Source organism: Psychrobacter sp. PSi21 (assembly GCF_054960615.1).
Genome location: NZ_JBHNYR010000024.1, coordinates 1 through 25,853, shown reverse-complemented (window position 1 = coordinate 25,853; position 25,853 = coordinate 1). Strand labels below are relative to the sequence as shown.

General features: G+C 47.6%; 17 protein-coding genes. 10 read left to right on the top strand and 7 right to left on the bottom strand.

From position 1 onward, the window contains the following. Positions 1 to 143 precede the first annotated feature (143 nt). The 4 genes from ACFI32_RS13595 to tolQ all read right to left on the bottom strand — a co-directional run bounded on the left by ACFI32_RS13595 (position 144) and on the right by tolQ (position 2,989). Positions 144 to 605 carry an energy transducer TonB gene (locus tag ACFI32_RS13595; RefSeq protein ID WP_462627148.1) on the bottom strand — a complete coding sequence of 154 codons (462 nt, stop codon included), beginning with the start codon at positions 603 to 605 and terminating at the stop codon, positions 144 to 146. A gap of 155 nt (positions 606 to 760) precedes the next feature. Further along, entirely contained in the window at positions 761 to 1,735 is a 975-nt protein-coding gene (locus ACFI32_RS13590; RefSeq protein WP_462627147.1) for an energy transducer TonB family protein, read from the bottom strand. Between the two features lie 85 nt (positions 1,736 to 1,820). Beyond that, on the bottom strand, positions 1,821 to 2,279 hold the full coding sequence (gene tolR / locus ACFI32_RS13585) for a protein TolR (protein ID WP_462627146.1): 459 nt from the start codon (positions 2,277 to 2,279) through the stop codon (positions 1,821 to 1,823). Then, positions 2,276 to 2,989, bottom strand: a complete 714-nt coding sequence (gene tolQ, locus ACFI32_RS13580; protein ID WP_462627145.1) for a protein TolQ — start codon at positions 2,987 to 2,989, stop codon at positions 2,276 to 2,278. Before tolQ ends, tolR begins: the two co-directional genes overlap by 4 nt. 596 nt (positions 2,990 to 3,585) lie before the next feature. Between tolQ and ACFI32_RS13575 the strand changes: the two genes are divergently transcribed. The 6 genes from ACFI32_RS13575 to ACFI32_RS13550 all read left to right on the top strand — a co-directional run bounded on the left by ACFI32_RS13575 (position 3,586) and on the right by ACFI32_RS13550 (position 17,815). Further along, positions 3,586 to 4,881 carry an NCS2 family permease gene (locus ACFI32_RS13575; protein WP_462627144.1) on the top strand — a complete coding sequence of 432 codons (1,296 nt, stop codon included), beginning with the start codon at positions 3,586 to 3,588 and terminating at the stop codon, positions 4,879 to 4,881. An 804-nt stretch (positions 4,882 to 5,685) separates the two neighbouring features. After that, entirely contained in the window at positions 5,686 to 8,904 is a 3,219-nt protein-coding gene (putA, locus tag ACFI32_RS13570) for a bifunctional proline dehydrogenase/L-glutamate gamma-semialdehyde dehydrogenase PutA (RefSeq protein ID WP_462627143.1), read from the top strand. An 11-nt stretch (positions 8,905 to 8,915) separates the two neighbouring features. After that, entirely contained in the window at positions 8,916 to 9,608 is a 693-nt protein-coding gene (locus ACFI32_RS13565; RefSeq protein WP_462627142.1) for a 1-pyrroline-5-carboxylate dehydrogenase, read from the top strand. Between the two features lie 330 nt (positions 9,609 to 9,938). Beyond that, the gene (hrpA, locus tag ACFI32_RS13560; RefSeq protein WP_462627162.1) at positions 9,939 to 14,078 is read left to right on the top strand and encodes an ATP-dependent RNA helicase HrpA; all 4,140 of its coding nucleotides are present in this window, start codon (positions 9,939 to 9,941) and stop codon (positions 14,076 to 14,078) included. Between the two features lie 442 nt (positions 14,079 to 14,520). Continuing rightward, complete coding sequence (locus tag ACFI32_RS13555) at positions 14,521 to 16,881, top strand: ATP-binding protein (RefSeq protein ID WP_462627140.1); 2,361 nt, start codon at positions 14,521 to 14,523, stop codon at positions 16,879 to 16,881. A gap of 19 nt (positions 16,882 to 16,900) precedes the next feature. Then, complete coding sequence (locus ACFI32_RS13550; protein ID WP_462627139.1) at positions 16,901 to 17,815, top strand: response regulator; 915 nt, start codon at positions 16,901 to 16,903, stop codon at positions 17,813 to 17,815. 22 nt (positions 17,816 to 17,837) lie between these two features. Here the strand turns inward: ACFI32_RS13550 and ACFI32_RS13545 are convergent, their stop codons facing one another. The 3 genes from ACFI32_RS13545 to pnuC form a co-directional block, all read right to left on the bottom strand. Beyond that, positions 17,838 to 18,686 carry a DMT family transporter gene (locus ACFI32_RS13545; protein WP_462627138.1) on the bottom strand — a complete coding sequence of 283 codons (849 nt, stop codon included), beginning with the start codon at positions 18,684 to 18,686 and terminating at the stop codon, positions 17,838 to 17,840. Positions 18,687 to 18,834: 148 nt separating this feature from the next. Beyond that, positions 18,835 to 19,410, bottom strand: coding sequence for an AAA family ATPase (locus ACFI32_RS13540; protein ID WP_462627137.1), 576 nt, complete (start codon positions 19,408 to 19,410; stop codon positions 18,835 to 18,837). Further along, positions 19,361 to 20,050 (bottom strand): nicotinamide riboside transporter PnuC, encoded by a 690-nt coding sequence (gene pnuC / locus ACFI32_RS13535; RefSeq protein ID WP_462627136.1) that lies wholly within the window; start codon positions 20,048 to 20,050, stop codon positions 19,361 to 19,363. Before pnuC ends, ACFI32_RS13540 begins: the two co-directional genes overlap by 50 nt. A gap of 264 nt (positions 20,051 to 20,314) precedes the next feature. Here pnuC and ACFI32_RS13530 point away from each other — a divergent pair, with 264 nt between their 5' ends. From ACFI32_RS13530 to dnaX, 4 genes are all read left to right on the top strand, one after another. Next, the gene (locus ACFI32_RS13530; protein WP_462627135.1) at positions 20,315 to 21,460 is read left to right on the top strand and encodes a beta-ketoacyl-ACP synthase III; all 1,146 of its coding nucleotides are present in this window, start codon (positions 20,315 to 20,317) and stop codon (positions 21,458 to 21,460) included. A 227-nt stretch (positions 21,461 to 21,687) separates the two neighbouring features. Next, positions 21,688 to 22,779, top strand: coding sequence for a peptide chain release factor 1 (prfA, locus tag ACFI32_RS13525; protein ID WP_462627134.1), 1,092 nt, complete (start codon positions 21,688 to 21,690; stop codon positions 22,777 to 22,779). A gap of 119 nt (positions 22,780 to 22,898) precedes the next feature. After that, on the top strand, positions 22,899 to 24,422 hold the full coding sequence (gene lysS, locus ACFI32_RS13520; RefSeq protein ID WP_462627133.1) for a lysine--tRNA ligase: 1,524 nt from the start codon (positions 22,899 to 22,901) through the stop codon (positions 24,420 to 24,422). A gap of 150 nt (positions 24,423 to 24,572) precedes the next feature. Next, a partial coding sequence (gene dnaX, locus ACFI32_RS13515) for a DNA polymerase III subunit gamma/tau (protein WP_462627132.1) occupies positions 24,573 to 25,853 on the top strand: 1,281 nt, incomplete at its 3' end.

The following is a 25,853-nucleotide window of genomic DNA, read 5'->3' as shown; positions in this document are numbered from 1 at the left end:
AAAGTCGTATATTTATTATGATTGGCGATAGCAGCAGCGCCTGATAGTCATAAGGTAATGCAATATGAAAAGGGATACAAGTGACACGCTGTAACTCACAAAAGTTGTCGTTTACTTGTGCTCAAGCTAAGTGATGACACACCCTAGTTACTGCCACGTAAAATGACGGTAAAGGTAGGATATCTGGGATCATTACTATCAATCGGGAAGCGGCCAACGGATTTGACTGCTCTGACAGCCTCACGGCTAAATATTGTATCTTCACCAAGTGATGCTATATTGATAACGCGACCGTTCTTATCAACAGTAATGCTTAGATGTGTATTACCTGAAGTCGGGGCAGTTGAATAAAACTGAGAACGAATAAGATTGACGATTTGAGTAGCACTTGCGTCAGAGTTGACATCTTCTCTGTACGAGTGGGTTTTTTGTCTAAAATCATTAGGTATAACAGGCGTATGATCACTTAGGTGATAAGCAGTACTAGTATTGCTTATATTACTGGCGGGCGTTGTACCTGTCACTGATGCTGAACAAGATGCAGTAAACATACTCATCATGACGGCAACAAAAGGCAATAAATGGGGTTTGCGTATCTTCATCAAAGAACTATAGCTCCACTCATGATTAAATGAGAAGATACTGAACAAATTTATACTTTTTGTCAATAAACCAATACTACTTATACAGAAAAGCCTATTTTTAATAGACACAATAAAAAATAGTTTTTTTGTAAGGGGTTTAAAAAATAATAGGACTATCAACGACTTCCATTGAAGGTGATAGGAATATTCGGATATTGAGGATGACTGCTGTCAATGTCAAAGCGCCCGACTGCTTTAGCTGCCCTAACAGCCTCACGGCTAAAGACTGTATCTTCACCAGGTGATTTTGCATCGATAACTCGACCACTTGCATCAACAGTAATAATTAATTGTACGCTACCAGTTTTGCCTGCAGGTGGATTAAATTTTTTACGAATCTCACCTAATATCTGTGCATCGCTTGCACCGCCGCCACCACCGCTAAGTGGACTTCTATTCTGGTTTGAATTTTGCCCAAAGTTATCAGGAAATACTGGGATACCATCATCCTCCATACTATGCGTTTTAGGTGTTTTGCTTGAGTCTGATTCGCTATTACTGTTTCGCGCTGGCGCTTTCCGTTTTTCAATAGGTGGCTGCGGGTTATTATAGCTGTCTTTGTATGCGTCTAACTGTCGTTGTAGTGCTTCTTCCTCACGGCGGCGTTGTTCCTGCCTGTTTTCAATACGTTGATTTGCTTCATCACTCATTTTGCGTTTTGACTCAGCAAGTTCACGCTCGTACTTCTCCATTTTCTCGATTATTTGCTGCTGTTGGCTATTGGTATACACAGGCTCATCAGACTTGGTAAAGACAGAGCGGCGCTGCGCTCCTGTCGTGACATTGTCGCTGCCTGAGCTGGGCGCATAGGTCGCACTGCTGTCAGCGGCGGTATCGCTTTGGCTACTGGCGAGGGCTTGGGCCGCGGCGCGATTGGCCAGTATTTGCCCTTGTATGTCTGCCAGCTGCTCTGGTGACACCATCATTGTCTCAAGGCTGCCTACCGTCTCTACTTCCGTATGCTGATAGCCGTAGATCAATGCCCCAATGATGATGCCATGCGCAAGCAAGCTGAGCAGTGTAGGTAGCGTGATACCATCACCTTCAGGCTGAGTAGGAACATAGACGGCGGAAACGTTTTTCATGGTCATGGGTCATCACATTAAGGTCTTACAACGGTAAAGTGTGGATATCGGAATGGCACAGTGGCGCTCAAGATTCAGCGCTATCGCCAAACTAGGGCTGCGGAACGGGTAAAGGTTTGCCAGTCAGCAAGCCGACTTTTTGAATACCGGCCTGCTGCAGACTTGCCATTAGGGTCATGATTGCACCGTACTGGTTATTTTGATCGGCGTTGATCATCACTTGTACAGGCGCTTCGCCCGCATTGCTGTTTTGCATTTGCAAATTAGACAGCGTGTTGATCAGTTCAGGCTCAGTGATGGACATGTCGACATTGTCTTCATAGCTGATAAAAATCTCACCGCTTTCGGTCAAAGAGACAATAACAGGCAGCTGTTTTTGGCTTAATGTATTGGTTTGCTCCTTGGGCAAATCTACATCAACCCCTGTGGTCAGCATTGGGGTGGTCACCATAAATATCACCAGCAGCACCAGCATCACGTCAATATAAGGGACAACGTTCATCTCGGCATTGAGTGACTTTTTTTTACGGCGATAGGGACTGGGTTTCATAGACCGGATACCTGTGTTCTGTTTGGCGTAGGTGCTACAGGACTGGTGCTGGTCTCGCGTTGTAGCATACCTGTCATCTCATCACAAAATAGCGCGCGTGAATCGTACAAGCGCTCAAGCTTGGCGGTAAAATGATTGTACGCCAATACGGCAGGGATGGCAGCAAACAGTCCCATTGCTGTGGCGATCAAGGCCTCGGCAATACCGGGTGCTACCGATGCCAGTGTCGCTTGCTCAGTCTGTGAGAGACCCAAAAAGGCATTCATAATACCCCATACCGTACCAAATAAGCCTACATAAGGAGCGACAGAGCCGACACTGGCTAAGATAGCGACCCCCGATTCAAGCTGCTGCTGCTGACGACCCAGCCCAACACGCAGTTTGCGCTCAACCCCATCAATAATGTCGTCTTTGGGCTGACGTTTTTTGTGCATCCGCAAATACTCAGAAAAGCCCACATAAAAAATCTGCTCAAGACCTTGGCGATCAGGTGATCCTTGAATACCTTGATACAACTTGGCCAAGTCTTCACCCGACCAAAACCATGTTTCAAACTGCTCATCAAAGCTTCTAGCCGTACCAATACGTGAGCTTAAACGAAAGATAATCACCCAGCTCAGCAGCGACGCAAGCAATAGCAACGCCATCACAATCTGTACCAGTAAACTGGCTTGGGTAATCAGGTCAATAATATTTAATGATTCAGGCATGTAACAGACTCACTGATGATGAACAACAGCCAATGTAAGCGGCGTTAATAAGTGTCGCTAAGTTGGATAAAACCCTATGATACGAATAGGGATGATGATTGGTTGATAAAGTATAGAGTGTATGACACAACACGATGTGGTCACAAGATCATACGAATATGTGCCACTAACTAGCCACTATAGATACTGAGGTTTATTGCGTGGTTTGCGGATACTGTTATCGGCGCACCGCGCCGGGACAATTTGTCATTTAGCGCTAGTGTACTGACAAATTATAAAAAGGTCATTTATTAATGTGTTAAATAATCACAACCCCCTTTGTTTGTAGCGGCTGCAAGCTCACGATACCATTATGATTAAAAGAGAAGTCACATACTAATGTCAGGTAAAAAACCCAGCCATATGGTTATTTTTATTTTTATACCCATAAGGCACGTATATTCATTGAATTTATGAGATAGGTTCTCTAGAATGTTACATTTTGTTAAATCTACCTTCGATATATTTTGTTTGACGTCGCGACTTTGTTGCTGACGTCATCTTTATTTTAGGCTTAACAAACCTGTCTTTTCACAAGCAAGCTGGGCGCGACACTTATGAATGCAATTGAACGCTACTTTGGGATTAACGGTGACAACACCACCGTCAAAACAGAAATCCTCGCTGGTATCACCACCTTTTTGACGATGGCTTATATCATCTTTGTAAACCCCAACGTCTTAGCAGAAGCAGGTATGGATAAGGGCGCGGTATTCGTTGCCACTTGTCTGGCCGCGGCGGTCGGCTGTTTTATTATGGGGCTGTACGCTCGTCTGCCAGTCGCCTTGGCGCCGGGTATGGGTTTGAACGCCTTTTTTACCTATGGCGTGGTTATGGGTATGGGGTATACATGGCAAACGGCGCTAGGCGCGGTCTTTTTGTCAGGGTGTATTTTCATTATCTTAAGCTTATTTAAGATTCGTGAATGGATCATCAATGCCATTCCACTGTGTTTAAAACAAGGTATTGTGGCAGGTATCGGTGCCTTTTTGGCGTTTATTGCGCTGCAAAGCTCAGGCATCATCGTGGCGCAGCAGGCCACCTTGGTTACTCTGGGGGATATGCGTTCATTTGCACCAATGATGGCTGCATTGGGCTTTTTTGTCATCATCGGCCTCGTTTATAAAAAAGTACCCGGCGCTGTCACCATTGGTATCCTACTGGTGACGCTAGTCAGTTTGTTGACTGGTCATACCCAATTTGCGGGTATTGTTTCAGCACCGCCCTCTATCGCACCGACGCTGATGCAGCTTGATATTGCAGGCGCGTTTGATGTGGGTATGATCAGCGTAATTTTTGCATTCTTGTTTGTGGATTTGTTTGATACGACAGGCAGTTTGGTGGGTATTACCAGTAAAGCGGGTCTGATCGACAAAGATGGCAATATTCCCAATATGGATAAAGCGCTGTTGGCGGATTCGACCGCGACTGTGGCTGGGGCTATGTTTGGTACGTCATCGACCACCAGCTATATTGAGAGTGCTTCGGGTGTGGCCTCAGGTGGGCGTACAGGTTTGATGGCGGTTACTGTTGGGGTGATGTTCTTACTCAGCATCTTTTTTGCCCCGCTGGCAGGTATGATTCCCGCTTATGCGACCGCAGGCGCGATTTTTTACGTGTCAGTATTGATGCTGTTTACCTTAAAAGACATCAACTGGGAAGACCTCACCGAAGCTGCCCCTGTCGCTGTGGTGCTGCTACTAACGCCGCTGACGTATTCTATCGCCGATGGTATTGCCCTTGGCTTTATTACTTTCACTGCTGTGAAAGCCATCACAGGCAAATTATCAGAAATCACTGTACCTGTTTGGGTACTTACCTTTGTGCTACTGATTAAGATTGTGTTGCTATAAGCGTTATTGTCACTTTTTTTGCATTGTCACTTTTTTGCCAAAAAAATGACCACTTTGGCAGTTGTTTTACCCTTTTTGTGTATTTTTCAGCCTTTTGCGCACCAGTGATTTGGATTGTCCAAATACTGGTGCGTTTTTGGTTCAATAGGCGGCGTTATTTTGTCACCATATTGAACACACTTATCGCTATAGGATATGGACTGTATCCCTTTGGTTGGTAAGATGATGGACTTTTGTTGTTATATCTACCTAACATGGTCATTTTCTTACCATTAAAGGTGATATTTATTGATTTAAACATGCAATATTATTAGTTTGAAAAAAATTTTCATGATAATATAGCTGAGTTAAGCGCATCACCTCAATCAACGCCGTAGAGGTTTTTCTTACAGTGAATTAGCTTCATCATCGATTGACTGTCATCTTTAGCGCACAGCCGATAAACATGACAGTCAATCACCCTCCTTTCACTACAGACGAGAAGAAGGCACTAATGCCGCTTAACTGTTCGTTGTTGCCTTTGCATTGTTAACGTATTACGTTAAACGTTCGACGACATACTTAACTGTTTCCAGTTTTTACTGGATTTGCTCGTTCTGTGATGGCGCCGTTTGGCCTTAGTTTGTAGTGATATAACACATTTCGCCCTCGCTTTTGGGGCATAACCTTGTTGCCTAGTCATTTTACAAAGTGACTTTTGGTGAATGGCTTGTTCCTCATTTTAATGATTGGCATATTGTGTGATATCTTAGGTCCTAACGCACCATTTATTATGGTTTTATAAACGATAGTTGTGGAGTTGGTATGAACCCAATAGACAAGTTTACCCCGCAAGAACCTATTTTATTTTCGCCGACCGATCTGCTTGCGCCAGAGTATATCCAGCAGTCAGCAGATGAGTTATTCTCACGTATCTCCCCACTTTACTGTGCGTCAGAAGAGCGCTGGTTGGGTGCCTTGTTGCCACTGGCTAAGCCTAGTGATGCAGAGCGCCAAGCAGCTACTGACCAAACACGCAAGTTGGTCGAGCACGTGCGTAATAACGGTAAAGCCGTAAAAATGGTTGATTCATTGCTCCTTGAGTATAGTCTTGATACGCAAGAAGGTATTTTGCTAATGAGTTTGGCAGAAGCCCTCATCCGCGTGCCAGACAGCTATACTGCTGATGCGCTGATTCGTGACAAAATGAGCGTGGCCGATTGGAAAAAGCATTTAAAAGATGACAACGGTTTGGTCGTTAATGCCTCAACTTGGGGCTTGATGATGACTGGCCGTGTGGTCAGCATCGACAGTAGTACCACTGCTTCTGGCTTTTTGGATCGTATGACCAAAAAGATGGGCGAGCCAATGATTCGCGGTGCGATGCAAAAAGCCATGCGTATCATGGGTCACCAGTTCGTACTTGGCGAAACCATTGAAGGTGCTAACCGCAACAGTCAGTCATACCGTAATAAAGGCTACACCTACTCATTTGATATGTTGGGTGAAGCCGCTATTACCAACCGTGATGCTGAAAAGTACTTTAACTCATACCTGCATGCGATTAAAGCAACTGCCGATGTTAAAGTGAAAGAGGGCATGCCAAAGCCATCTGTCTCTATCAAGCTGTCTGCACTGCATCCACGCTATGAAGCCACGCAAGAAGCGCAGGTTATGGGGCTGTTACGTCAGCGCTGTATGCTGCTGATCGAAGCGGCTCGTGAAGTCAATGTTGACTTGAGTATTGATGCTGAAGAAGCAGATCGCCTTGAGATTTCTTTGAAACTGTTTGAATCACTCTACCGTGACCCACTAACCGCAGGTTGGGATGGTCTAGGTATCGTGGTACAAGGGTACTCAAAACGTGCTATCGCTGTCTTTGCTTGGTTGGCTCGTATTTCTAAAGAAGTGGGCGACCGTATTCCAATCCGTTTGGTAAAAGGCGCTTATTGGGATTACGAGATCAAATTGGCTCAGCAAAAAGGCTTGGTTGGTTATCCTGTTTGGACGCGTAAAGAAGGTACGGATACGGCCTACTTGGCGTGCGCACGCTTCTTGTTGTCAGAGCATCTACGTGGTCTGATCTGGCCTCAGTTTGCCACGCACAACGCGCATACGCTAGCATCTGTGATGACCATGAGCTCACACAAAGACTTTGAGTTCCAGCGTTTGCACGGTATGGGTGACGCACTTTATGATCACATCTTGCAAGCTTATGATATCCCTGTGCGTATTTATGCGCCCGTTGGTGCTCACAAAGACTTGCTACCATACTTGGTACGTCGTCTGCTTGAAAACGGTGCCAACAGCTCGTTTGTACATCAGTTGCTAGATAAGTCATACCCAATCGAAAAATTGACCGTGCATCCTTATGATAAGTTGACGGCAAATAGCACTTTGCATAACCAAAGTATCCCGATGCCACTTGATATCTATGGTGATCGCCGTGCAGGCTTTGGCCCGAATATCTTTGTTGAGTCGCAGTGGACACCGTTCAGAACTGAGATTGACAGCTATATCGACAAAAACTGGTTGGCGACACCGATCATCAATGGCGAAGCGATCAATGATTCAGCGGCAGGCAAATTGGCTGATCACGCCATTCGTGCGCCTTGGGACCATAATGTCCACGTAGGTAATGTGTTATATGCTAACGCTGACTTGGCAAGAAAAGCCATCGATGCAGCAGTCGCAGGCCAAGAGGCGTGGAGCGCTGTACCAGCTACAGAACGTGCGGACATCTTGCGTAAGATTGCAGACTTGCTTGAAGACAACTACGCTGAATTCATGGCACTTTGCCAAGTTGAAGCGGGTAAAACCATTCAAGACAGTATCGATGAGATTAGAGAAGCCGTTGATTTCTGCCGTTTTTATGCCAACGAAGCTGAGCGTCTTGACTCTGAAGTACATAGCTTGACTGACCTAAACGGCAAAAACGTGCGTCAGGTCTACCGTGCCCGTGGTACGTTCGTTTGTATCAGCCCATGGAACTTCCCATTGGCTATTTATACTGGTCAGATTGCCGCTGCCCTTGCTGCAGGTAATACCGTCGTGGCAAAACCTGCTGAACAAACCAGCTTGATCGCGCATTTTGCTGCACAGCTGATGTACCAAGCAGGTGTTCCGGCGCATGCACTACAGTTTGTGACTGGTGCAGGTGAAGTGGGCGCTGCGTTAACCGCTGCGGATAATCTTTCAGGCGTTATCTTCACAGGCTCTACCCAGACTGCTCAGCGTATCAACCAAAGTCTCAACAGCCATGCACAAGCCAATGGTGAGCTGCCAGTATTGATCGCAGAAACGGGTGGTCAAAACGCCATGATTGCTGACTCAACGGCGTTGCCAGAGCAGGTCGTAAAAGATGCGGTGATGTCATCATTTGGTTCAGCAGGTCAGCGCTGTTCAGCGTGTCGTATCTTGTGCATCCAAGAAGAAGTGGCTGACGAGTTGATCGAGTTGCTACAAGGTCATATGGCTGAGCTGAATGTCGGCAATCCGTTGTATGTATCAACTGACGTGGGCCCTGTGATTGACAGTGATGCCAAAGAAGGTCTAGATGGTCACATTGAGCGCATGAGATCTGAGCCTACCGCGAAGATTTTGGGTCAAACGCCGATCAGCAGTAACTCAACCGTTAACGAGTCAGACGCAACATTTGTATTGCCAACTGCGATCGAAGTACAAAGCATCGATGTGATTGGTGGTGAACACTTTGGTCCTATCCTGCACGTGCTACGCTACAAAGCTCGTGACTTGGACAAATTGATTGACTCAATCAATAACACTGGTTTTGGTTTGACGCTAGGTATTCACAGCCGTATTGAGCATATCTCTGAGCATATTGAGAGCCGTGTTTGTGTGGGTAACACTTATGTCAACCGTAACCAAATTGGCGCCATCGTAAACGTACAGCCATTTGGTGGTTGTGGTCTATCAGGTACGGGTCCGAAAGCGGGTGGTCCTCACTATGTCGCACGCTTGATGACCTTGAAAACTGAAAGTGACAGCCAAAACAACCCATCTACCCAAAACAACATCGCATAAGGAGTCGCAACATGGCAAATGAATTCAAAAAGAACCATGCTCAGGTTTGTGAAGCTTGGCGATTGCTCGGCGCGGTCAATCGTGCTGCTTATCTTGAAGCCGCTATTCCAAAGCTGGCATTGATGACAGGTGATGCCAACAAAGCGCGTCGCTTATTCAATCACTTGCTCAGCTTTGCGTCGCATCTTGATGAAGTGCATCGTTTAACGGGTGCCACAGGCGAGTCAAACGACTTGTACTTGACTGCACGCGGCAAAACGATGATTTTTGGTGGTGAGACGGGTAAAGCGATGGCGGTACTTGGTCAGCTGATTGCCGCTTTGGTGACTGGTAACGAAGTGATCTTACATTGTCCAAGCCAAGAAGACATGTGTAATGAAGCGGCTAAAGCCTTGTATGACGCAGGCATTACTGAAGATGTACTAAGCGTTGCCAATGACTCTCAAACCGTCACCTTGCTACATATCGATCGTTTAGCACAAGTCGCTGTTGCAGGTAATAGCGCCGATGCACAAAGCATCAGCCAAGAGCTTGCAGGTACCGATGGTATCTTAACGCAAGTGATCGCGGTGACCGATATGGACGGTTTTACTGAGATGTTGACAGAAGACTATATCCATCGCTTTATCACAGAGCGCGTTAAAACCATCAACACTACTGCCATTGGCGGTAACGCAAGCTTGCTAGAGCTTGGCGCATCTTAAGCACTTAAAGCAGTAATTGCAGGACAAATAGTAACTATTTGCCCTGCTCATAACGATCATTCATTGTCGGTTGACATACTTTTGGTATGTTAATGGTCAGTGGCTGATCGTTTTTTATTGGACGCAAAAAAGACAGTATCCATTATGGTTGAAATGGTGTCATGCCGCTATCAGCTACAGCGTCTTTGGTTTTCGCCTGCGGCTCAATAACCTTGAATCATTGCCAAAATAACCCCATAATCTAAGCACTTCTTATAAAAAATAGCCTAAGTAAATATGCCTAATCCATTGGAAAGTATTCAACCCATGACAGAAACACATTCATCCGATATGCCCACGTCTTCAGATAACAATACCAGTACCGATGATATGGCAGATATTCCTGTGCTCGCAAAAGATCGCCATTATCTAAGCCGCTTAGAGCATGACATCCGTCGCCTACGCAAAAATAGTGATAAAGATGAGCGCAAGCAGCAAGAGTTGGATAAAAAAAATGCGCAGTATGACAAGATTAAAACGCGTTCACAGCAAACGGTAGAGACGCGGATAGACAGTATCCCCAATAACTTGGCTGAAAAACTCAATCTTGATCTGCCTGTCAGTCAGCGCGCCGAGGACTTGGTGCAAGCCATTATTGACCATCAAGTGGTGATCGTCGCAGGGGAGACAGGGTCGGGTAAAACCACGCAGTTGCCGAAGCTGGCCATGCTTGCTGGACGCGGCATCACGGGTCAAATCGGTCATACGCAGCCACGCCGATTGGCAGCGCGTAGCGTGGCCAACCGTATTGCCGAAGAGCTGGGCGAGCCACTGGGTAATACGGTCAGCTTTAAGATCCGCTTTAACGAGCAAGGCTCGGCCCAGTCAGTGGTCAAGCTGATGACCGATGGTATCTTGCTTGCTGAGCTGGGCCATGATCGTTTTTTGAGCAAATATGACACCATCATTATTGATGAAGCGCATGAGCGCAGTCTCAATATTGATTTTATTATGGGTTATTTAAAAAATATCTTACCCAAGCGTCCAGACCTTAAAGTTATCATCACTTCAGCCACGCTTGATACCAAGCGTTTTAGTGAATACTTTAGCCGCTATGATGCCAAGCTCAAGCGTCAAGTTCCAGCACCGATTTTTAATGTCGAAGGGCGTAGTTTCCCTGTTGAGGTGCGCTATCGCCCGCTGACGGACGAGCCAGTGACCAGCTCAGATGATGACAGTTATGATGATTTTGAAGATAACCTGCCTCGTGCAGTGGTCGCAGCGGTAGAAGAGTGCTTCAGCGACGCGCACAGCAAAGGCCATCCTGATCAAGCCGATATTTTGATTTTTGCGGCGACCGAGGCGGAGATTCGTGAGCTGCAAGACGTGCTTGATCGGCATGGGCCGCGGCATACTGAGGTGCTGCCGTTGTTTGCGCGCCAAACGTACGATGAACAGCAGCGTATTTTCCAGCCTTCAGGCCGAGGCCGCCGTATCGTTATCGCCACCAACGTGGCAGAGACAGCGTTGACCGTACCGGGCATCCGCTATGTGATTGACTTAGGGTTTGCGCGTATCTCGCGTTACTCGTATCGCTCGCGGGTGCAGCGTTTGCCGATTGAGGCCATCTCACAAGCCGCCGCCAACCAGCGTAAAGGTCGCTGTGGCCGTGTCGCGCCGGGTGTGTGTATTCGCCTATATAGCGAAGAAGATTTTACCAGTCGCCCTGAGTTTACTGAGCCTGAGATTTTGCGTACCAACTTGGCCTCGGTGATTTTGCAAATGGCCAATCTACGTTTGGGTAGTGTCGATAATTTTGATTTTATTGAGCCGCCTGATAGCCGCTTGGTCGCTGATGGGCACAAACTGCTTGACGAGCTGGGTGCAATCACACGCAAAACGGAGTCAAGTGCGCCAAGTAAGCCCAAACGTCAAGGTCTCGATCACCTAAAGCTGACCAATACGGGGCAAAAAATGGCGCGTATGCCCATTGATCCCAGATTGGCGCGTATGCTGGTCGCAGGTAGCGACTTTGATTGTATTCGTGAAATGCTGATCGTGGTGGCGGCGCTGGCGGTGCAAGACCCACGCGAACGCCCTGCCAACAAGCGCACGCAAGCGGATCAAAAGCATGCGCTGTTTCGTCAAGATGACTCAGACTTCTTGTTTTACTTAAGCTTATGGCGCGCCTTGTTTGAAAAAGATGACGATGGTGGCCGACTGTCGAGCAATCAGCGCAAGCAGTTTGCCAAAAAGCATTATCTCAGCTTCCCGCGCGTGCGTGAGTGGCATAAGACCCATCGCCAGCTGGAACAGATGGTGACAGACCTCAAACTGATGGGTAATACTGATAAAGATGAGGGTAAAAACAAGGCCGCAACAGGTGATGTTACCGTCATCAATGATGAACAGCAAAAAGCGGTCAAGTATGCCAACTTGCATCGAGCCCTGCTAACTGGCCTGCTGTCTATTATCGCGCACAAAACCGACAATCGCGGCGAATATCTGGCAGCGCGTCAGCAAAAAACCAAAATATTCCCTGCCAGTACAGTCTTTAAGCAAACCCCGCCATGGGTAATGGCCTTTGAGATGGTCGAAACCTCGCAAGTATTTATGCGTACGGTAGCCAAGATTGAGCCAGAATGGGTAATCTCAGCTGCAGGCAATTTGCTAAAATATCACTACTTTGAGCCGCATTGGTCGAAAAAGACAGGCCGCGTCAAAGCCTATGCGCAGATCAGCCTGTTTGGTTTGATCATTATTGGCAAGCAGCTGGCCAACTATGAGCAGGTCAATTTGGTCGAGGCGCGTGAGATTTTTATTCGTGACGGACTCGTGACGGGTAATTTTGGTCGTAGCGCGCCATTTTTGCAGCACAACATGGACAAAGTCGCGCATGTTGAGCGTATTGAAGATAAACTGCGTCGCCGTGATTTATTGGTTGATGAAGAGACACTGTATCAATTCTATGATCATAAAATACCAGAGCATATTGCCAGTCGCAAAGCGTTTGAAGATTGGCGTGCAGAGATGGAAAAGACAGACAGTAAGTATCTGTTTTTCTCAGACGATGACGTATTGACCAGTCAGGCACCGACCACAGGCGACTTTCCTGAAGTATGGCAGCTTGGCGATCTCAAGCTGCCCTTGCGTTATGTGTTTGATCCCGCCAGCGATGACGATGGTGTGACCATTCGGGTGCCGCTGGCCGCTTTGCCGCAGCTGGATGCGGTTGAGCTGCTGTGGGGCGTGCCCGGCTGGCGCTTTGAGCTGGTCTTGCAGTTGCTCAAGTCATTGCCCAAAGACATTCGTCGCCAGATCGTACCGATTCCCGATACGGCAGACAGCTTATTTGATGAGTTAGCACCAGAGCAGTCGCAAGGGCTACTCAAGCAGATTTGCCAAGCGTTGCATCGTCGCGGTATTGTTTCAGTGACGCCAGATCAGTTCACCCCGTCTGCTATTGATCGCTATTTGCAGCCACAAATCTGTGTGGTTGATGACAAAAACCGCATTATTGAAAAAGGACGAGATTTGCAAACCTTGCAGATCCGTCATGCCAGCGAGACCAGTCAAGCGGTAACGGAGCAGCAAGGGGTGCACAGTCGCTTCCCTGAACATTTTAACTTTAGTAAAAATCACCACAGTGCAGGAGTGGTGATGAAACAGTTTGCAGCTTTGGTCGCTGATGAGGCAGGCGAGGCCGTATCAATACATCAATATACCGATGTCACCGCCGCCCTACAGGCACATCGTGTGGGTGTGTTGACCTTGATGAAAGGCCAGCTGGGAGCTAAGAAAAAACAGCTGACCAGTCAGATTGATAAGGTATTCAAGCTGGCGTTTGCACCGCTTGGCGACATGGAGTCACTCAAGACGGTCGTCATTGACGCTACCTTGGATGCCACGCTTGAAGAGCATTATGTGTTGTTCGATCACAGCGCGGATTTGCCAGAGAGTGCTGATGCACGGGCGGTCGGGTTGGCTGAGGAATTGCCGTTCACGTCAGAGGAGTATCAGCAAACCGCAGAGGTGGTGTTGAACCATTTCCTATTGACTGGACAAACGGTGATCAAGCAGTTAAAAAATGTCTACACGCGTTGGCAGCGTATTCGTCAAGGACTTTTGATGCTGGATCGAGAAATCTTTGGCGAGTCGATAGACGATATGGAAGACCAGCTAGAGGATTTGCATTTGGCTGATTTTGTGTATCGTATGGACTACAGCCATTGGCAGCAATATCCACGCTATCTAGAGGCGCTTGAGATCCGCCTTGAACGCCTTGAACATAACCTTGATGCCGATCTGGACGGTGTCTATGCGCTGGATCTGCATATGGAGCGGCTGGCAGGGCGCGCGGACAGTGAGGCAATCAGCGACTATCGCTGGATGGTTGAGGAGTACCGCATTCAGTTGTTTGCCCAGCCAATGAAAACGCGCATGGCCGTCTCACCCAAGCGCTTGAGCAAAATGTGGAACAGCGTCAGCTAAAGCGCTCAATAGGCGTTTAATAGATGCTCAGCCGCCTCTCAATCACGCAGAAACCAGTCGCTTGCTACCGATTTAATAGATGGTAGTCGCAGGTGATTGGCTTCTGCGTTTTTTTGTGCTTACTGTTTTATAGAAACTTAACAGGCCATTTTTAGCTTACTTAACTGTCATCTGCAGTATGGCGGATACGATTGGCTCAATTTTTGTTGCTGTTTTCTACTGGTATTTGACATTCATCCCCAATTTACGGCCCTTTATCATCAACTTGTCATATTTCTGATTTATGCTTAAGCCCAATATTAACGGTAACTGTCTGGCAGTTTACCAGCAAGATCTTGCTGGATACGGCATCGATCTCGTATAACCCCTTGTTTTTATGTGGGTATGGCGAGGATAGCTGTTGTCTGTTAGATCGCGTTGTCACAGATTAGGGCGTGTTCTCATGGGTATAGCCAGTAAGTTTGGCAGTATCACCACACGAATGCTGATGATTCTGTCATTGGCATTTTTGCTTATTATCATCATGGTTTATTGGGTTATGGATACCCAAGCCAAACCGCGTATCTCAGATTTGACCTCAGAGACGGTGGTTGAAACGGGGAATGAGGTCATCAACAGCATCATGGTCAGTATCAACCATGTCGATGGGATGGCTAAAGCGACCAGTGCCATCAGTGGTGGTTTGCCCAAAAATGAAGCGGTATATGAGGAGACGATTGGCAACTTGATGCAGCAGACTGACCGGCGTATCGTTGGTGGCGGCGTGTGGTTTGATCCCAATATGTATCAAGCCGATCAAGAGCGTCAGTCGTTCGTTTGGACACGCGACGGGTCAGGCGTGATGCAGCCCACAGAGCGCTATAACAGTGATGCCGAAACGCCCAACCCTTACTACCGTGATTGGTGGTATATCCCTGCCATGTATGCGCGTCATGACCACTGTGTCTGGAGCCGCGCTTATGTCGATCCTGTTAGTAACAACCCGATGATGACCTGTGCCAAGGCACTTTATGACAGCCAAAACCAAGCCTTTGATGGCGTGGTGTCTTTTAACTTGTTACTGGACAATCTGGACACTGCCATGACGCGCTGGCAAGAAAAAGTCGGTGGCTATGTGTTTTTGGTCGATTTGGACAATCGGTTTTTGACCTTTCCAGATCAGTCTATTGTCAAGCAAGTCACCGCGAGTAATCCGCAAGGCGAGATGATGACGGCAAGCCAGCTGGCAAGTGACCATGCTGCATTTACACCGATTGCAGACAGCTTGGATGCGGTAAACCGCGATTTGATAGACGAGGCCACCGCAAAAGATGAGGGGCGTTACAATCTGGCCGCGCGCAGTATCTTAAGCACCACCAATATGAACAAAATCAGCACCCAAGAATCAAAACTGCTGTCAGCATTGCTACTACTCAATGTGGATCAAGATTTTAACTTAGTAGACAGCCACTTGGTTGACACCATCGATGTGCCAAATGATTTTGTGCTGCAGGAGCCAGCGACGGCGTTTGTGTTTCGTATGCCGTTTACCTATTGGAAGATGGTGGTGGTCAAGCCCAACAGTGACCTGATGAGCGTGGCCAATGGCCTATCCAACCAACTGATACGCGCCATGCTGCTGGGTTTCTTACCGATCTTGTTGCTGACCGCATGGGCATTTCGCCGTTACTTTACCGATCCGCTCAAAAGTATGGCCAGCTCAGTGGCAGATATGGGTCACCTGATTGAGAAAAAGCAATATCAAAAACTGGGCGCGCACAAATTACCCAACTCCAGCATCAGCGATATTCAACTGATTAGTGATAAAACCAATCAACTGATTGATCGCGTTGTCGAAAACGAAGGCGCATTGGCAGAAATCAATGTTCACCTTGAAAAGCAAGTTGCTGCTCGTACGGCAGACTTGCAGCAAGCCATGAATGAGCTAAAAGCCTCACAAGTGCAGCTGGTACAGTCAGAAAAAATGGCTAGCTTGGGGCAGATGGTGGCAGGCGTGGCGCATGAGGTGAATACGCCGCTTGGCTACGTGCGCAGTAACGTTGAGCTGGTCGGTGACAACCTTTCGCGCTTTGATGAGCTGATGCTCAATACCGAGCATTTATTGTGTGCCCTTAATGATACCAACCATGACAAAGCGCAAATCGATCAGCTGATCGCCAGCACCTTGCAGTGTTGTGACGACATCAAAGAAGATGAGGTCAGCGAAGACTTGGCAGGCTTGGTCAGCGATAGTCTATACGGTATCGACCAAATCGCAGAGCTGGTGGTCAGTCTGCGCGACTTTTCACGCATTGATGAGTCAAAAGTCAAAAACGTGGATATCAATGACTGTATCAATAGCTCATTGGTGATGGCGCGTAACAACCTCAAAACCTTGGACGTGCACAGCGAGCTGGCCGAGCTGCCCACCGTTCAATGTAATCCCTCACAGATCAACCAAGTGCTGCTAAACCTCTTTAACAATGCCGCGCAGGCCATCCCTGCTGGACAAAAAGGTGCGCTGACCATCACCTCAAGCGTTGCACCAACTGATGACAGCGTTCAAATCACCGTCACTGACAATGGTAGTGGTATGGATGATGAGGTTTTGGCGCGTATTTTTGAGCCATTTTTTACCACCAAAAAAGCAGGTGAGGGTACAGGACTTGGGCTTGCCATCTGCGCGCAGATTATTGAACAGCACGGCGGTACCATTGGCGTTGATTCTGTTATCGGGCAAGGAACCACCTTTGCCATTCACCTGCCCATACAAAAGGCCGCACCCGCTGCCAAAACACCAAGCAAAGTATTATTTGACAGCTAAAACAACCAAAGAGATGACCATGCAAAAACCAAAAATTGCCTTTATCGATGATGAACAGCGCATTTTACGCAGTCTAAAAATGCACTTTCGTCAGTCACATGATGTCTTTACCACTACTGACCCTGAGCAACTGATCGACTATATCAGCAGCAATGAAGTGCAAGTGGTCATCAGTGATCAGCGCATGCCAGATAAGCAAGGCACCGAGGTATTACGCGAGGTCAAAGAAGCCTCACCCAATACCATTCGTATTCTGTTAACGGGTTATGCCGATTTAAATGCCGTGATTGATTCGGTCAACGAGGGTGAGATATACCGCTATATCACCAAACCTTGGCAAAATGATGAGCTCAAAAAAATCGTCAATAAAGCCACCGAAATCGCCCAGCAAACGCGCGACATCGACGATGTGGCCATAGAGCCTATCAGTGGCGGCGCCCATCGGCAAGTACTGGTACTTGATGATGACGAAAGTGTCTACCAGCAAATCAAAAAACATTTTGACAGCACTTATCAGATCAGCTGGGCAAGTAGCTTAGAGCAAGCCTCAGAGCTGCTGCAGCGCAAAAAATTCGGCGTGGCGATTGCAGATGTGACTTTGAACAATGACAATATCGCGCCTGTGGTTTATGCGCTTAAAAATATTCAGCCAGACTTGATGATGCTGATGCTGACTGAGTTTAAAGACGCGCATATGATTATTGATCTGATCAATAAGGGACAGATTTACCGCTGTCTGCCGCGCCCGACCAATTTGGCCATGATGAGTATCAGTCTAGACCGCGCCTACCAGCATCACGAAAAGCTGGTACAACAGCCCATTTTGGCTGCGCGCCATCATGTCGATGAAGTTCCTGAGTCCGAATCGTTTGGCTTATCGGGCAAAATCAAAGGCTTTTTTTCAAAGCTAAAAGGCTGGCGCAAAAACAAGTGAATATCGCATCAAGGCGGGACAGTCAAGCGGTAGGTTTTTTACTCAAGATAAACACCAAGACTGCCCCTAAGATCAAGGCGCTGGTAATGGTAAAACGCGCGGTCAGTGGTTCAGCCAGCCATATGACACCAGCTGCAGCTGCCAACACAGGCACGCACAGCTGCACAATAGCGGCTTGGGTGTTTTTAAGTAACGGCATCGCCACATACCAGATGCTATAACCCACACCTGAGGCAATCGCCCCTGATGCACACGCCAGCAAGATGCCTATAGCACTGATAGGGTGGCTTTGTATGGCTGCAAACCACAGCAGTATCGGTAGCGCAACCAAACTTCTAATGAAGTTAAAGCCAGTGGTGCGCAGAGGTGACAAGCAGTTTTTGCCACGGATACTGTATATTCCCCATGCGCCGCCGCTGACACTCATCAATATCGCCGCTTTAAGTGACGGCACCGCCGCAGAGGGCAGCATCAAATAGACAAAACCCAAAACGGCAACGACAAACGCCAGCCACTGCAGCGCGCTCAATTGCTCTTTTTTATAAATACCCCAGCCAATCATGGTCAGCTGCACCGCTGAAAACAGCAGTAGCGCGCCCGTCCCCGTATCCAGCTGCACATACGCCAGCGAAAAGCACAGCGCATAAATAAGCAAACACAGTGCGCTGATCCAGCTGCCTTTATCAGAGAGTATGGCCATATCCCATGTGCCTTGCTGCTTTTGATACGAGGTGCGTAGCGTCATGATAAAAAACAAGCAAACGGCGGCGCTCAGTAGCCGTATCGCAGTAAAATACCATGGGCCAATATCACCACCTGCCAGCGCCATACGGCACAATAGCGAGTTGGCAGCAAAGGCAACCAGCGCCATTAAGGTATAACAAGTGACGGTAAAGGTGGTTTTCAGAAGTCAGTCCTAGTGGTATAAATTATGAGTAGCGAGCATGAGCAGTATGATAATTAATGGCTATTTTCGTATCAGTATTGACAAAAAATAGCCTAAGCAAGTAAAAACAATTCTATTTTAACCAATCCACTACCTGAGTAACCCTGTCTTTCCTATTACCACTGATATAGCGAAAATCTTTGCCATAACTGGTTAGCTGATCAATAAAAAAATCTCTAATAGCCTTGCGATCATGTGGACTGTCGCGCAAATCATCAGCAACCCACGGTATATCTGCATCAGTAAGTAGGATCATATCGTAATGCTGCACTAACGCCGCCTGCTGTAGTGCAGAAGGGCAGTCGTCATAGTACCATTTGGCATAGGTCATCAGCTCAAACAAACTGGTATCACAAAATAAATAGCGACCATGAGCCGCCGCTTGCGCTGCCAGCTGGTTTTCAAGGGCGATTTGTCCTTTGGCAATGGGTAGCAAGTCATCCCACGTACAGGTCTTTTGTTCCAGATCCAATTTTTTTTGCAGATAGGTACGCATATATTCGGGCACCCAAACACTGTCAAAATGCGTGGCCAAATCACGACATAAAGTGGTTTTGCCCGTGCTTTCAGCGCCCAACACCGCAACGGTAAAGACCGTCTCAGGCGTATGCTGTTGTAAGCTGGATGCGATAACGTCGTTGCCATTCATAATATGCCCAAATTGCGATAAACGTAAATACCGCGTATTGTAGCGCGGTAAAGGTAAGGCCTTTGTAAAAATACAACGGCACAGAGATACTGTCAGCGACGATCCATAACAGCCAGTGCTCAATTTTGCGCCGCGCCATCAGCCACATGGCCATTAAAAATAGCGCAGTGGTGACCATATCGGTGTAGTCAACCCACGTAAACAGATGCAATCCCAGTACCGCGCCATCAAAGCTAAAGTTATTATTAATCACTGGTCGCAAGTAATAAATCAGCGCCACAAAGCCAACGGTCAACACCGATAATGTCGCCAGTATCGGCACATCACGCTGCTCGATATGTTCAATTTGTACATGATCAGGCTGCGCGCCGTCTTTGTGCTGTGACCAGTTGATCCAGCCATAAATACTCATGGCGCTATAGTAGGCATTGATCAGCATATCGCCAAACAGCTGCCACTGCCAGAGCAAATAGACAAAAATCGCGGTGCTGATCAGTCCGATCGGAAACGCCAAGATACTGGTGCGGCGGGCGAGTAACACGCTGGCTACTCCAAATACCACCCCAATCAGCTCAAGCACGATGGAGAGAGTCGGGTAGTCGGCATACTGGCCAAAGAGCCAATCAAAAAGTGCGGCCATAGTGATTTCCAGATATCATATTGATATGGTTATTGGTTTTAGGTCGCCCATTATATCGCAGCTTGGCCGTCATGCAGACGGTCTTTGCCAGATACTGACGTGCTCTTGATTATTTGTAACAAACCATTAGAAAAAATATAATATTCAGGCATAATAAGCACATTGGTTTTAAGTTTACAATTATTCACCGAAAGCAGCTGTGCGCTGCTTTTCAAATTTTATACTTATTGTTGAGCGCAACAGTAGGAAACAAGGAAGCTTATCATGACGACTTGTATTACCGGCACTGGCCTGTATATTCCACCTTATAGCATCAGTAACGAAGAGCTGGTAGCGTCATTCAATCAGTATGTTGACAATTATAACGAACAACATGCTGACGAAATTACAGCAGAAACCGTCACCCCACTTCAGCATTCTTCAGCCGCTTTTATTGAAAAAGTATCTGGCATCAAGTCTCGCTATGTGATGGAGCGCGAAGGTATTTTAGACCCTGAAATCATGGCTCCTGTGATTGCCTATCGCCAGCTTGGTGAAGAGCTGTCGGTGATGGCCGAGATGGGGTCAGCGGCGCTAAAAGATGCCCTAAACGATGCAGGGCTTGAAGCCAATGACCTTGATGGTATCATCCTTGCCTGCTCAAGCTTTCAGCGTACTTACCCTGCTATTGCCATTGAGATTCAAAACGAAATCGGTATGGTCGGCGGCTTTGCCTATGATATGAACGTCGCGTGTAGTGCCGCTACTTTTGGTATTTCACAAGCGCACGGCTCAATCGTATCAGGGCTTGCCAAGCGTGTGGCGGTGGTCAACGTTGAAATCACCTCAGCGCATTTGAACTGGCGTAACCGTGACAGTCACTTTATCTTTGGTGACGTGGCGACGGCATGTATCATCGAAGATTTGGACACGCCAAAAGGCTATGAGATCTTAAATGCCAAGCTGTTCACCGAGTTTTCGACCAACATTACCAACGAATACGGCTTTATGGATCGCTCTGAGTATTTGGCTGCGCAGACAGAAATGTACGCGGACATCAAAGAGCCAGTCACGCCGAAGCTGTTTTTACAAAATGGTCGCAAAGTCTTCCGTGAAGTGTGCCCGAAAGTCTCGCAAATCATCACCGATCACTTGCATGACAACAACTTTGCCGCCAGTGATGTAAAAATGATGTGGCTCCACCAAGCCAATGCCAATATGCTGGACTTGATCTTGCGCACGGTCGTTGGTAAAGACGCTGATAAAGCGATTGTCCCAAGCGTGATCGATGAGTTTGCCAATACCAGCTCATCAAGCCCAATGGTGGTCTTCCACCGTTATAAAGACAGCTTACAATCAGGTGATTTGGGCGTGATTTGCTCATTTGGTGCTGGTTACTCAATTGGTTCTGTATTGGTACGCAAAGTATAATAATCACTGTCATGACGACGATATGCCGCTTATGGATGTACTGAGCGGTTCGATCAGACATTTATATCAATAGCCAAGCACTGTCTTGGCTATTTTTATGCTCATAAGTTGAGTGATTTAAAACAATTTGCATGGATTGGTGCGAAGATTGCATTGCGGTTTTAATTTTGTCGCAAAAATTTGCTATAATCGCCCTCTTATTCCTATCATTCAGATAAAGCCCAGTTATGAAAGAATCCTTGCGCCTGCGTTTAGACCAGATGGTAGACCGTTATGAAGAGGTTACCGCTTTATTGTCCGATCCTAGTGTGATCAGTGATAATAATCAGTTTCGTGCGCTGTCTGTCGAGCACAGCGATTTGATGGAAATCACCACCCTATGGCAAAATTATGTGCGTGCTGAAGCCGATCAAGCCGATGCAGAAGACATGCTGGCTGACGCGACAGACCCTGACATGAAAGAGATGATGCAGGATGAGATTGATACGGCGCGTGAGACCATCACTGAGATGGAAGAAGCGCTTAACGTCATGATGTTGCCAAAAGATCCTAATGACAAAGTGCCTGCCTTTTTAGAGATTCGCGCAGGAACAGGCGGTGATGAGGCGGCGATTTTCTCAGGTGATTTGTTCCGCATGTATCAAAAATATGCGCAAACTCAAGGCTGGCAAGTTGAAGTGTTATCTGCCAGTGAAGGCGAGCATGGCGGTTATAAAGAGATCATCACCCGCGTATCAGGCAATAGCGTCTATGGTCGCCTCAAGTTTGAATCGGGCGCTCACCGCGTCCAGCGTGTGCCTGAGACCGAAAGTCAAGGCCGCGTGCACACATCAGCCTGTACCGTTGCGGTCATGCCAGAAGTTGAAATCGATGATACCGTAGACATCAATCCTGCCGATATCAAAATGGATACTTTCCGCTCAAGTGGCGCGGGTGGTCAGCATGTCAATACGACTGACTCAGCGGTACGTTTGACCCACATTCCAACGGGCACCGTGGTAGAGTGTCAGCAAGAGCGTAGCCAGCACAAAAACCGCGCACATGCGATGAAAATGCTGGTCTCTAAAATCCAGCAAGCAAAAGTGCAAGCGCAGGTCGATGTGGCGGATTCTATACGTCGTGACTTGGTCGGTAGTGGCGATCGTAGTGAGCGCATTCGCACCTATAACTTTCCGCAAGGCCGCATGACCGACCACCGTATCAACCTGACCTTATACAAGCTTGACGCTATCATGGAGGGCGACTTGGATGAGATTCTTGATGCCTTATTGCGTGAGCACCAAGCAGATTTGATGGCCAGTATTGGCGGTGGCGATTAAGCCTCGATTTTATAAACCGTTTACCTATGGCGATGCTGGTTATTGATAAATAATCAGCATTGCGTTGATTTTTCTGTTGTTATTTATCCATTTCATTACCTAATAATATTGAGAGTATTATGTCAAAGCAAAGCAATCAAGACCAAAATCCAGCTGTAGAAGATGCCAATGAGCTGATCGCGCAGCTGCAAGCCAAGCTAGACGATATCAGTGCTTCAGGTAAACAGCCGTATCCAAACACCTTTAAACGCACCGATTATGCGCAAGATTTGCAAACCGCGTTTGATGGCGTATCAAAACAAGAGATCGAAGAAAAAGCGGCCAATGGGGAAAAAACACAGGTCAACGTTGCAGGTCGCGTGATGCTCAACCGTGGCTCATTCATCGTCATCCAAGACATGACGGGTCGTATTCAGTTATATGTGGCACGTAAAGAGCTTGATGACGAAACGCGTGCCAGCATCAAAGCCCTAGATTTGGGCGATATTGTTGGTGTCTCTGGTTATATCGGCCGTTCAGGTAAAGGTGATCTGTATGTGCATATTGAAGCGATCAACCTACTGACCAAATCGCTACGCCCGATGCCCAACAAATTCCACGGCTTGGCAGATGTGGAAGCCCGCTACCGCAATCGTCATCTTGACTTGATGACCAACGAAACCACGCGTGATACCTTTGTGGTGCGTAGTCAGGTCATCAGCGGTATTCGTCAGTTTATGCTGGGCGAGCGTTTTATGGAAGTTGAAACGCCGATGATGCACCCGATTCCAGGCGGCGCGGTTGCGCGTCCGTTTGAGACCCATCACAACGCGCTAGACATGCCGTTATATCTGCGTATCGCGCCAGAGCTTTACCTCAAGCGTTTGGTGGTTGGCGGGTTTGAGCGTGTTTTTGAGATCAACCGTAGCTTTCGTAACGAAGGTGTCTCAACCCGTCACAATCCTGAATTCACCATGATTGAATTTTATCAAGCCTATGCGGATTATCATGATTTGATGGATTTGACCGAGCGCTTGTTTAATCAGCTGGCGACAGATATTTTGGGCACCACTGAGCTGACTTATCAAGAAGAAGCCATCAGCTTAAAAGCACCGTTTGCGCGTCTGTCGATGTCTGAGGCGATTGCACAGTATGCTGAAGGTTTTGATATGAGCCGCATTGATGATCGTGAATATTTGGCTGATTATGTTGCCAACACGCTTAAGCAGCAAGTCAAAGACGTGTTCGGTGTGGGTAAACTCAAAACCATCATTTTTGAAGAAACTGCTGAGCATCAATTGCGTCAGCCAACCTTTATTACTGAATATCCTGCTGAAACCTCGCCACTGGCGCGCCGCAATGATGACAATTCTGACATCACGGATCGCTTCGAGCTGTTTATTGGCGGCCGTGAGCTTGCTAACGGCTTTAGCGAGCTGAATGACCCTGCTGATCAAGCGGAGCGTTTCCGTGGTCAGGTGGCTGAAAAAGACGCTGGCGATGACGAAGCCATGCACTTTGATGAAGAGTATATCGAAGCCTTGGCTTATGGTCTGCCACCGACAGCTGGTGAGGGTATTGGTATCGACCGTTTGGTCATGCTATTTACAGACTCTGCTAGTATTCGCGATGTGATCTTGTTCCCGCACATGCGCCGAAAATAGTCAAAACCTCCGTTATCTTGCTATATCAGCACCTAAAGTTTATGACCAAGCAGTGCTGATGAGAGAGTGCGACACCTATGAGAAGCCAGACGTATGCGCTGGCTTTTTGCTATAATCAGCAGACTAAATCACTTGGCACATTGGATGGATATGACGCAGCAATATCAAGTCTTAGCCCGTAAGTACCGACCCAAAAACTTTCATGAGCTGATTGGGCAGACGCACGTCTCCCAAGCACTGATCAATGCCATTGATTACAATCGCTTGCATCATGCGTACTTGTTCACGGGCACACGCGGCGTGGGAAAAACCACCATCGCCCGTATTTTAGCCAAGTGCTTGAACTGCGATACTGGCGTGACCAGCACGCCCTGCGGTGTGTGTGACAATTGTGTGGCGATCGATCAAGGCCGTTTTATCGACCTTATCGAGATCGACGCCGCCTCTCGTACCAAGGTGGAAGATACGCGCGAGCTGCTAGACAATGTGCCTTATGCGCCAAGCCAAGGTCGCTACAAGGTTTATTTGATCGATGAAGTGCACATGCTGTCGACACACAGCTTTAATGCGTTATTAAAAACGCTAGAAGAGCCGCCTGAGCATGTGAAGTTTTTGCTGGCGACCACGGATCCACAAAAGCTACCGATCACCATTATTTCGCGTTGTTTGCAGTTTGTGCTGCGTCCACTACCGCAAACGCTACTGGCAGATCATTTGGCAGATATCCTGACACAAGAGCAGGTGGCTTATACGCAGCCTGCGCTATGGCAGCTGGCGAGTGCGGCCAAAGGCTCGGTACGTGATGCGTTATCATTGACCGATCAGGCGATTGCGTTTGGTCAAGGCGGTCTCGATGATGCCACTGTCAATGCAATGCTGGGTCTGATTGATGCGGCAGATTTGGTGCATCTGATTACGGATATTTACAATCATGACACCACCGCTGTGGCAGCGCATATTGAGCAGATGCGCGCGCAGATGGTCGATGCCACCAGTATGTTTGATGGGCTTGCCGAGCTGCTACACCAGCTGGCACTGTCACAGATTTTGCCGCACGTGGCGCTCAATGTGAATGAGGCACAAGCTGAAATCATTCATACGCTTGCACAGCAGATCAGTGCTGATGTGCTTCAGCTGTATTATGAGATTGTGGTACAGGCGCGTGAGGGTATTAAGCTTGCCAATACGCCGATGCAGGCGCTGGAGATGTGTATTTTGCGCCTGCTCGCGTTTCGTCCGCTGCCTGATGACGAGATCCGCGTTTTTGACAGCAGTGATCATATAGGTAGCAAGGCTGCTGATACAGCGACCAGCATGGCCAGTATTGATCTGGCAGATGATGCCGCATATTCAAATGATCATACACCAGCCGAACCTGTTGCCGAACCTGTTGCCGAACCTGTTGCCGAACCTGTTGCCGAACCTGTTGCC

Coding starts and splice junctions, on each gene's coding strand:
- ACFI32_RS13590 (WP_462627147.1), bottom strand. CDS start 1,735: ATGACCATGAAAAACGTTTCCGCCGTCTATGTTCCTACTCAGCCTGAA.
- tolR (WP_462627146.1), bottom strand. CDS start 2,279: ATGAAACCCAGTCCCTATCGCCGTAAAAAAAAGTCACTCAATGCCGAG.
- tolQ (WP_462627145.1), bottom strand. CDS start 2,989: ATGCCTGAATCATTAAATATTATTGACCTGATTACCCAAGCCAGTTTA.
- ACFI32_RS13575 (WP_462627144.1), top strand. CDS start 3,586: ATGAATGCAATTGAACGCTACTTTGGGATTAACGGTGACAACACCACC.
- putA (WP_462627143.1), top strand. CDS start 5,686: ATGAACCCAATAGACAAGTTTACCCCGCAAGAACCTATTTTATTTTCG.
- ACFI32_RS13565 (WP_462627142.1), top strand. CDS start 8,916: ATGGCAAATGAATTCAAAAAGAACCATGCTCAGGTTTGTGAAGCTTGG.
- hrpA (WP_462627162.1), top strand. CDS start 9,939: ATGCCCACGTCTTCAGATAACAATACCAGTACCGATGATATGGCAGAT.
- ACFI32_RS13555 (WP_462627140.1), top strand. CDS start 14,521: ATGGGTATAGCCAGTAAGTTTGGCAGTATCACCACACGAATGCTGATG.
- ACFI32_RS13550 (WP_462627139.1), top strand. CDS start 16,901: ATGCAAAAACCAAAAATTGCCTTTATCGATGATGAACAGCGCATTTTA.
- ACFI32_RS13545 (WP_462627138.1), bottom strand. CDS start 18,686: ATGGCGCTGGTTGCCTTTGCTGCCAACTCGCTATTGTGCCGTATGGCG.
- ACFI32_RS13540 (WP_462627137.1), bottom strand. CDS start 19,410: ATGAATGGCAACGACGTTATCGCATCCAGCTTACAACAGCATACGCCT.
- pnuC (WP_462627136.1), bottom strand. CDS start 20,050: ATGGCCGCACTTTTTGATTGGCTCTTTGGCCAGTATGCCGACTACCCG.
- ACFI32_RS13530 (WP_462627135.1), top strand. CDS start 20,315: ATGACGACTTGTATTACCGGCACTGGCCTGTATATTCCACCTTATAGC.
- prfA (WP_462627134.1), top strand. CDS start 21,688: ATGAAAGAATCCTTGCGCCTGCGTTTAGACCAGATGGTAGACCGTTAT.
- lysS (WP_462627133.1), top strand. CDS start 22,899: ATGTCAAAGCAAAGCAATCAAGACCAAAATCCAGCTGTAGAAGATGCC.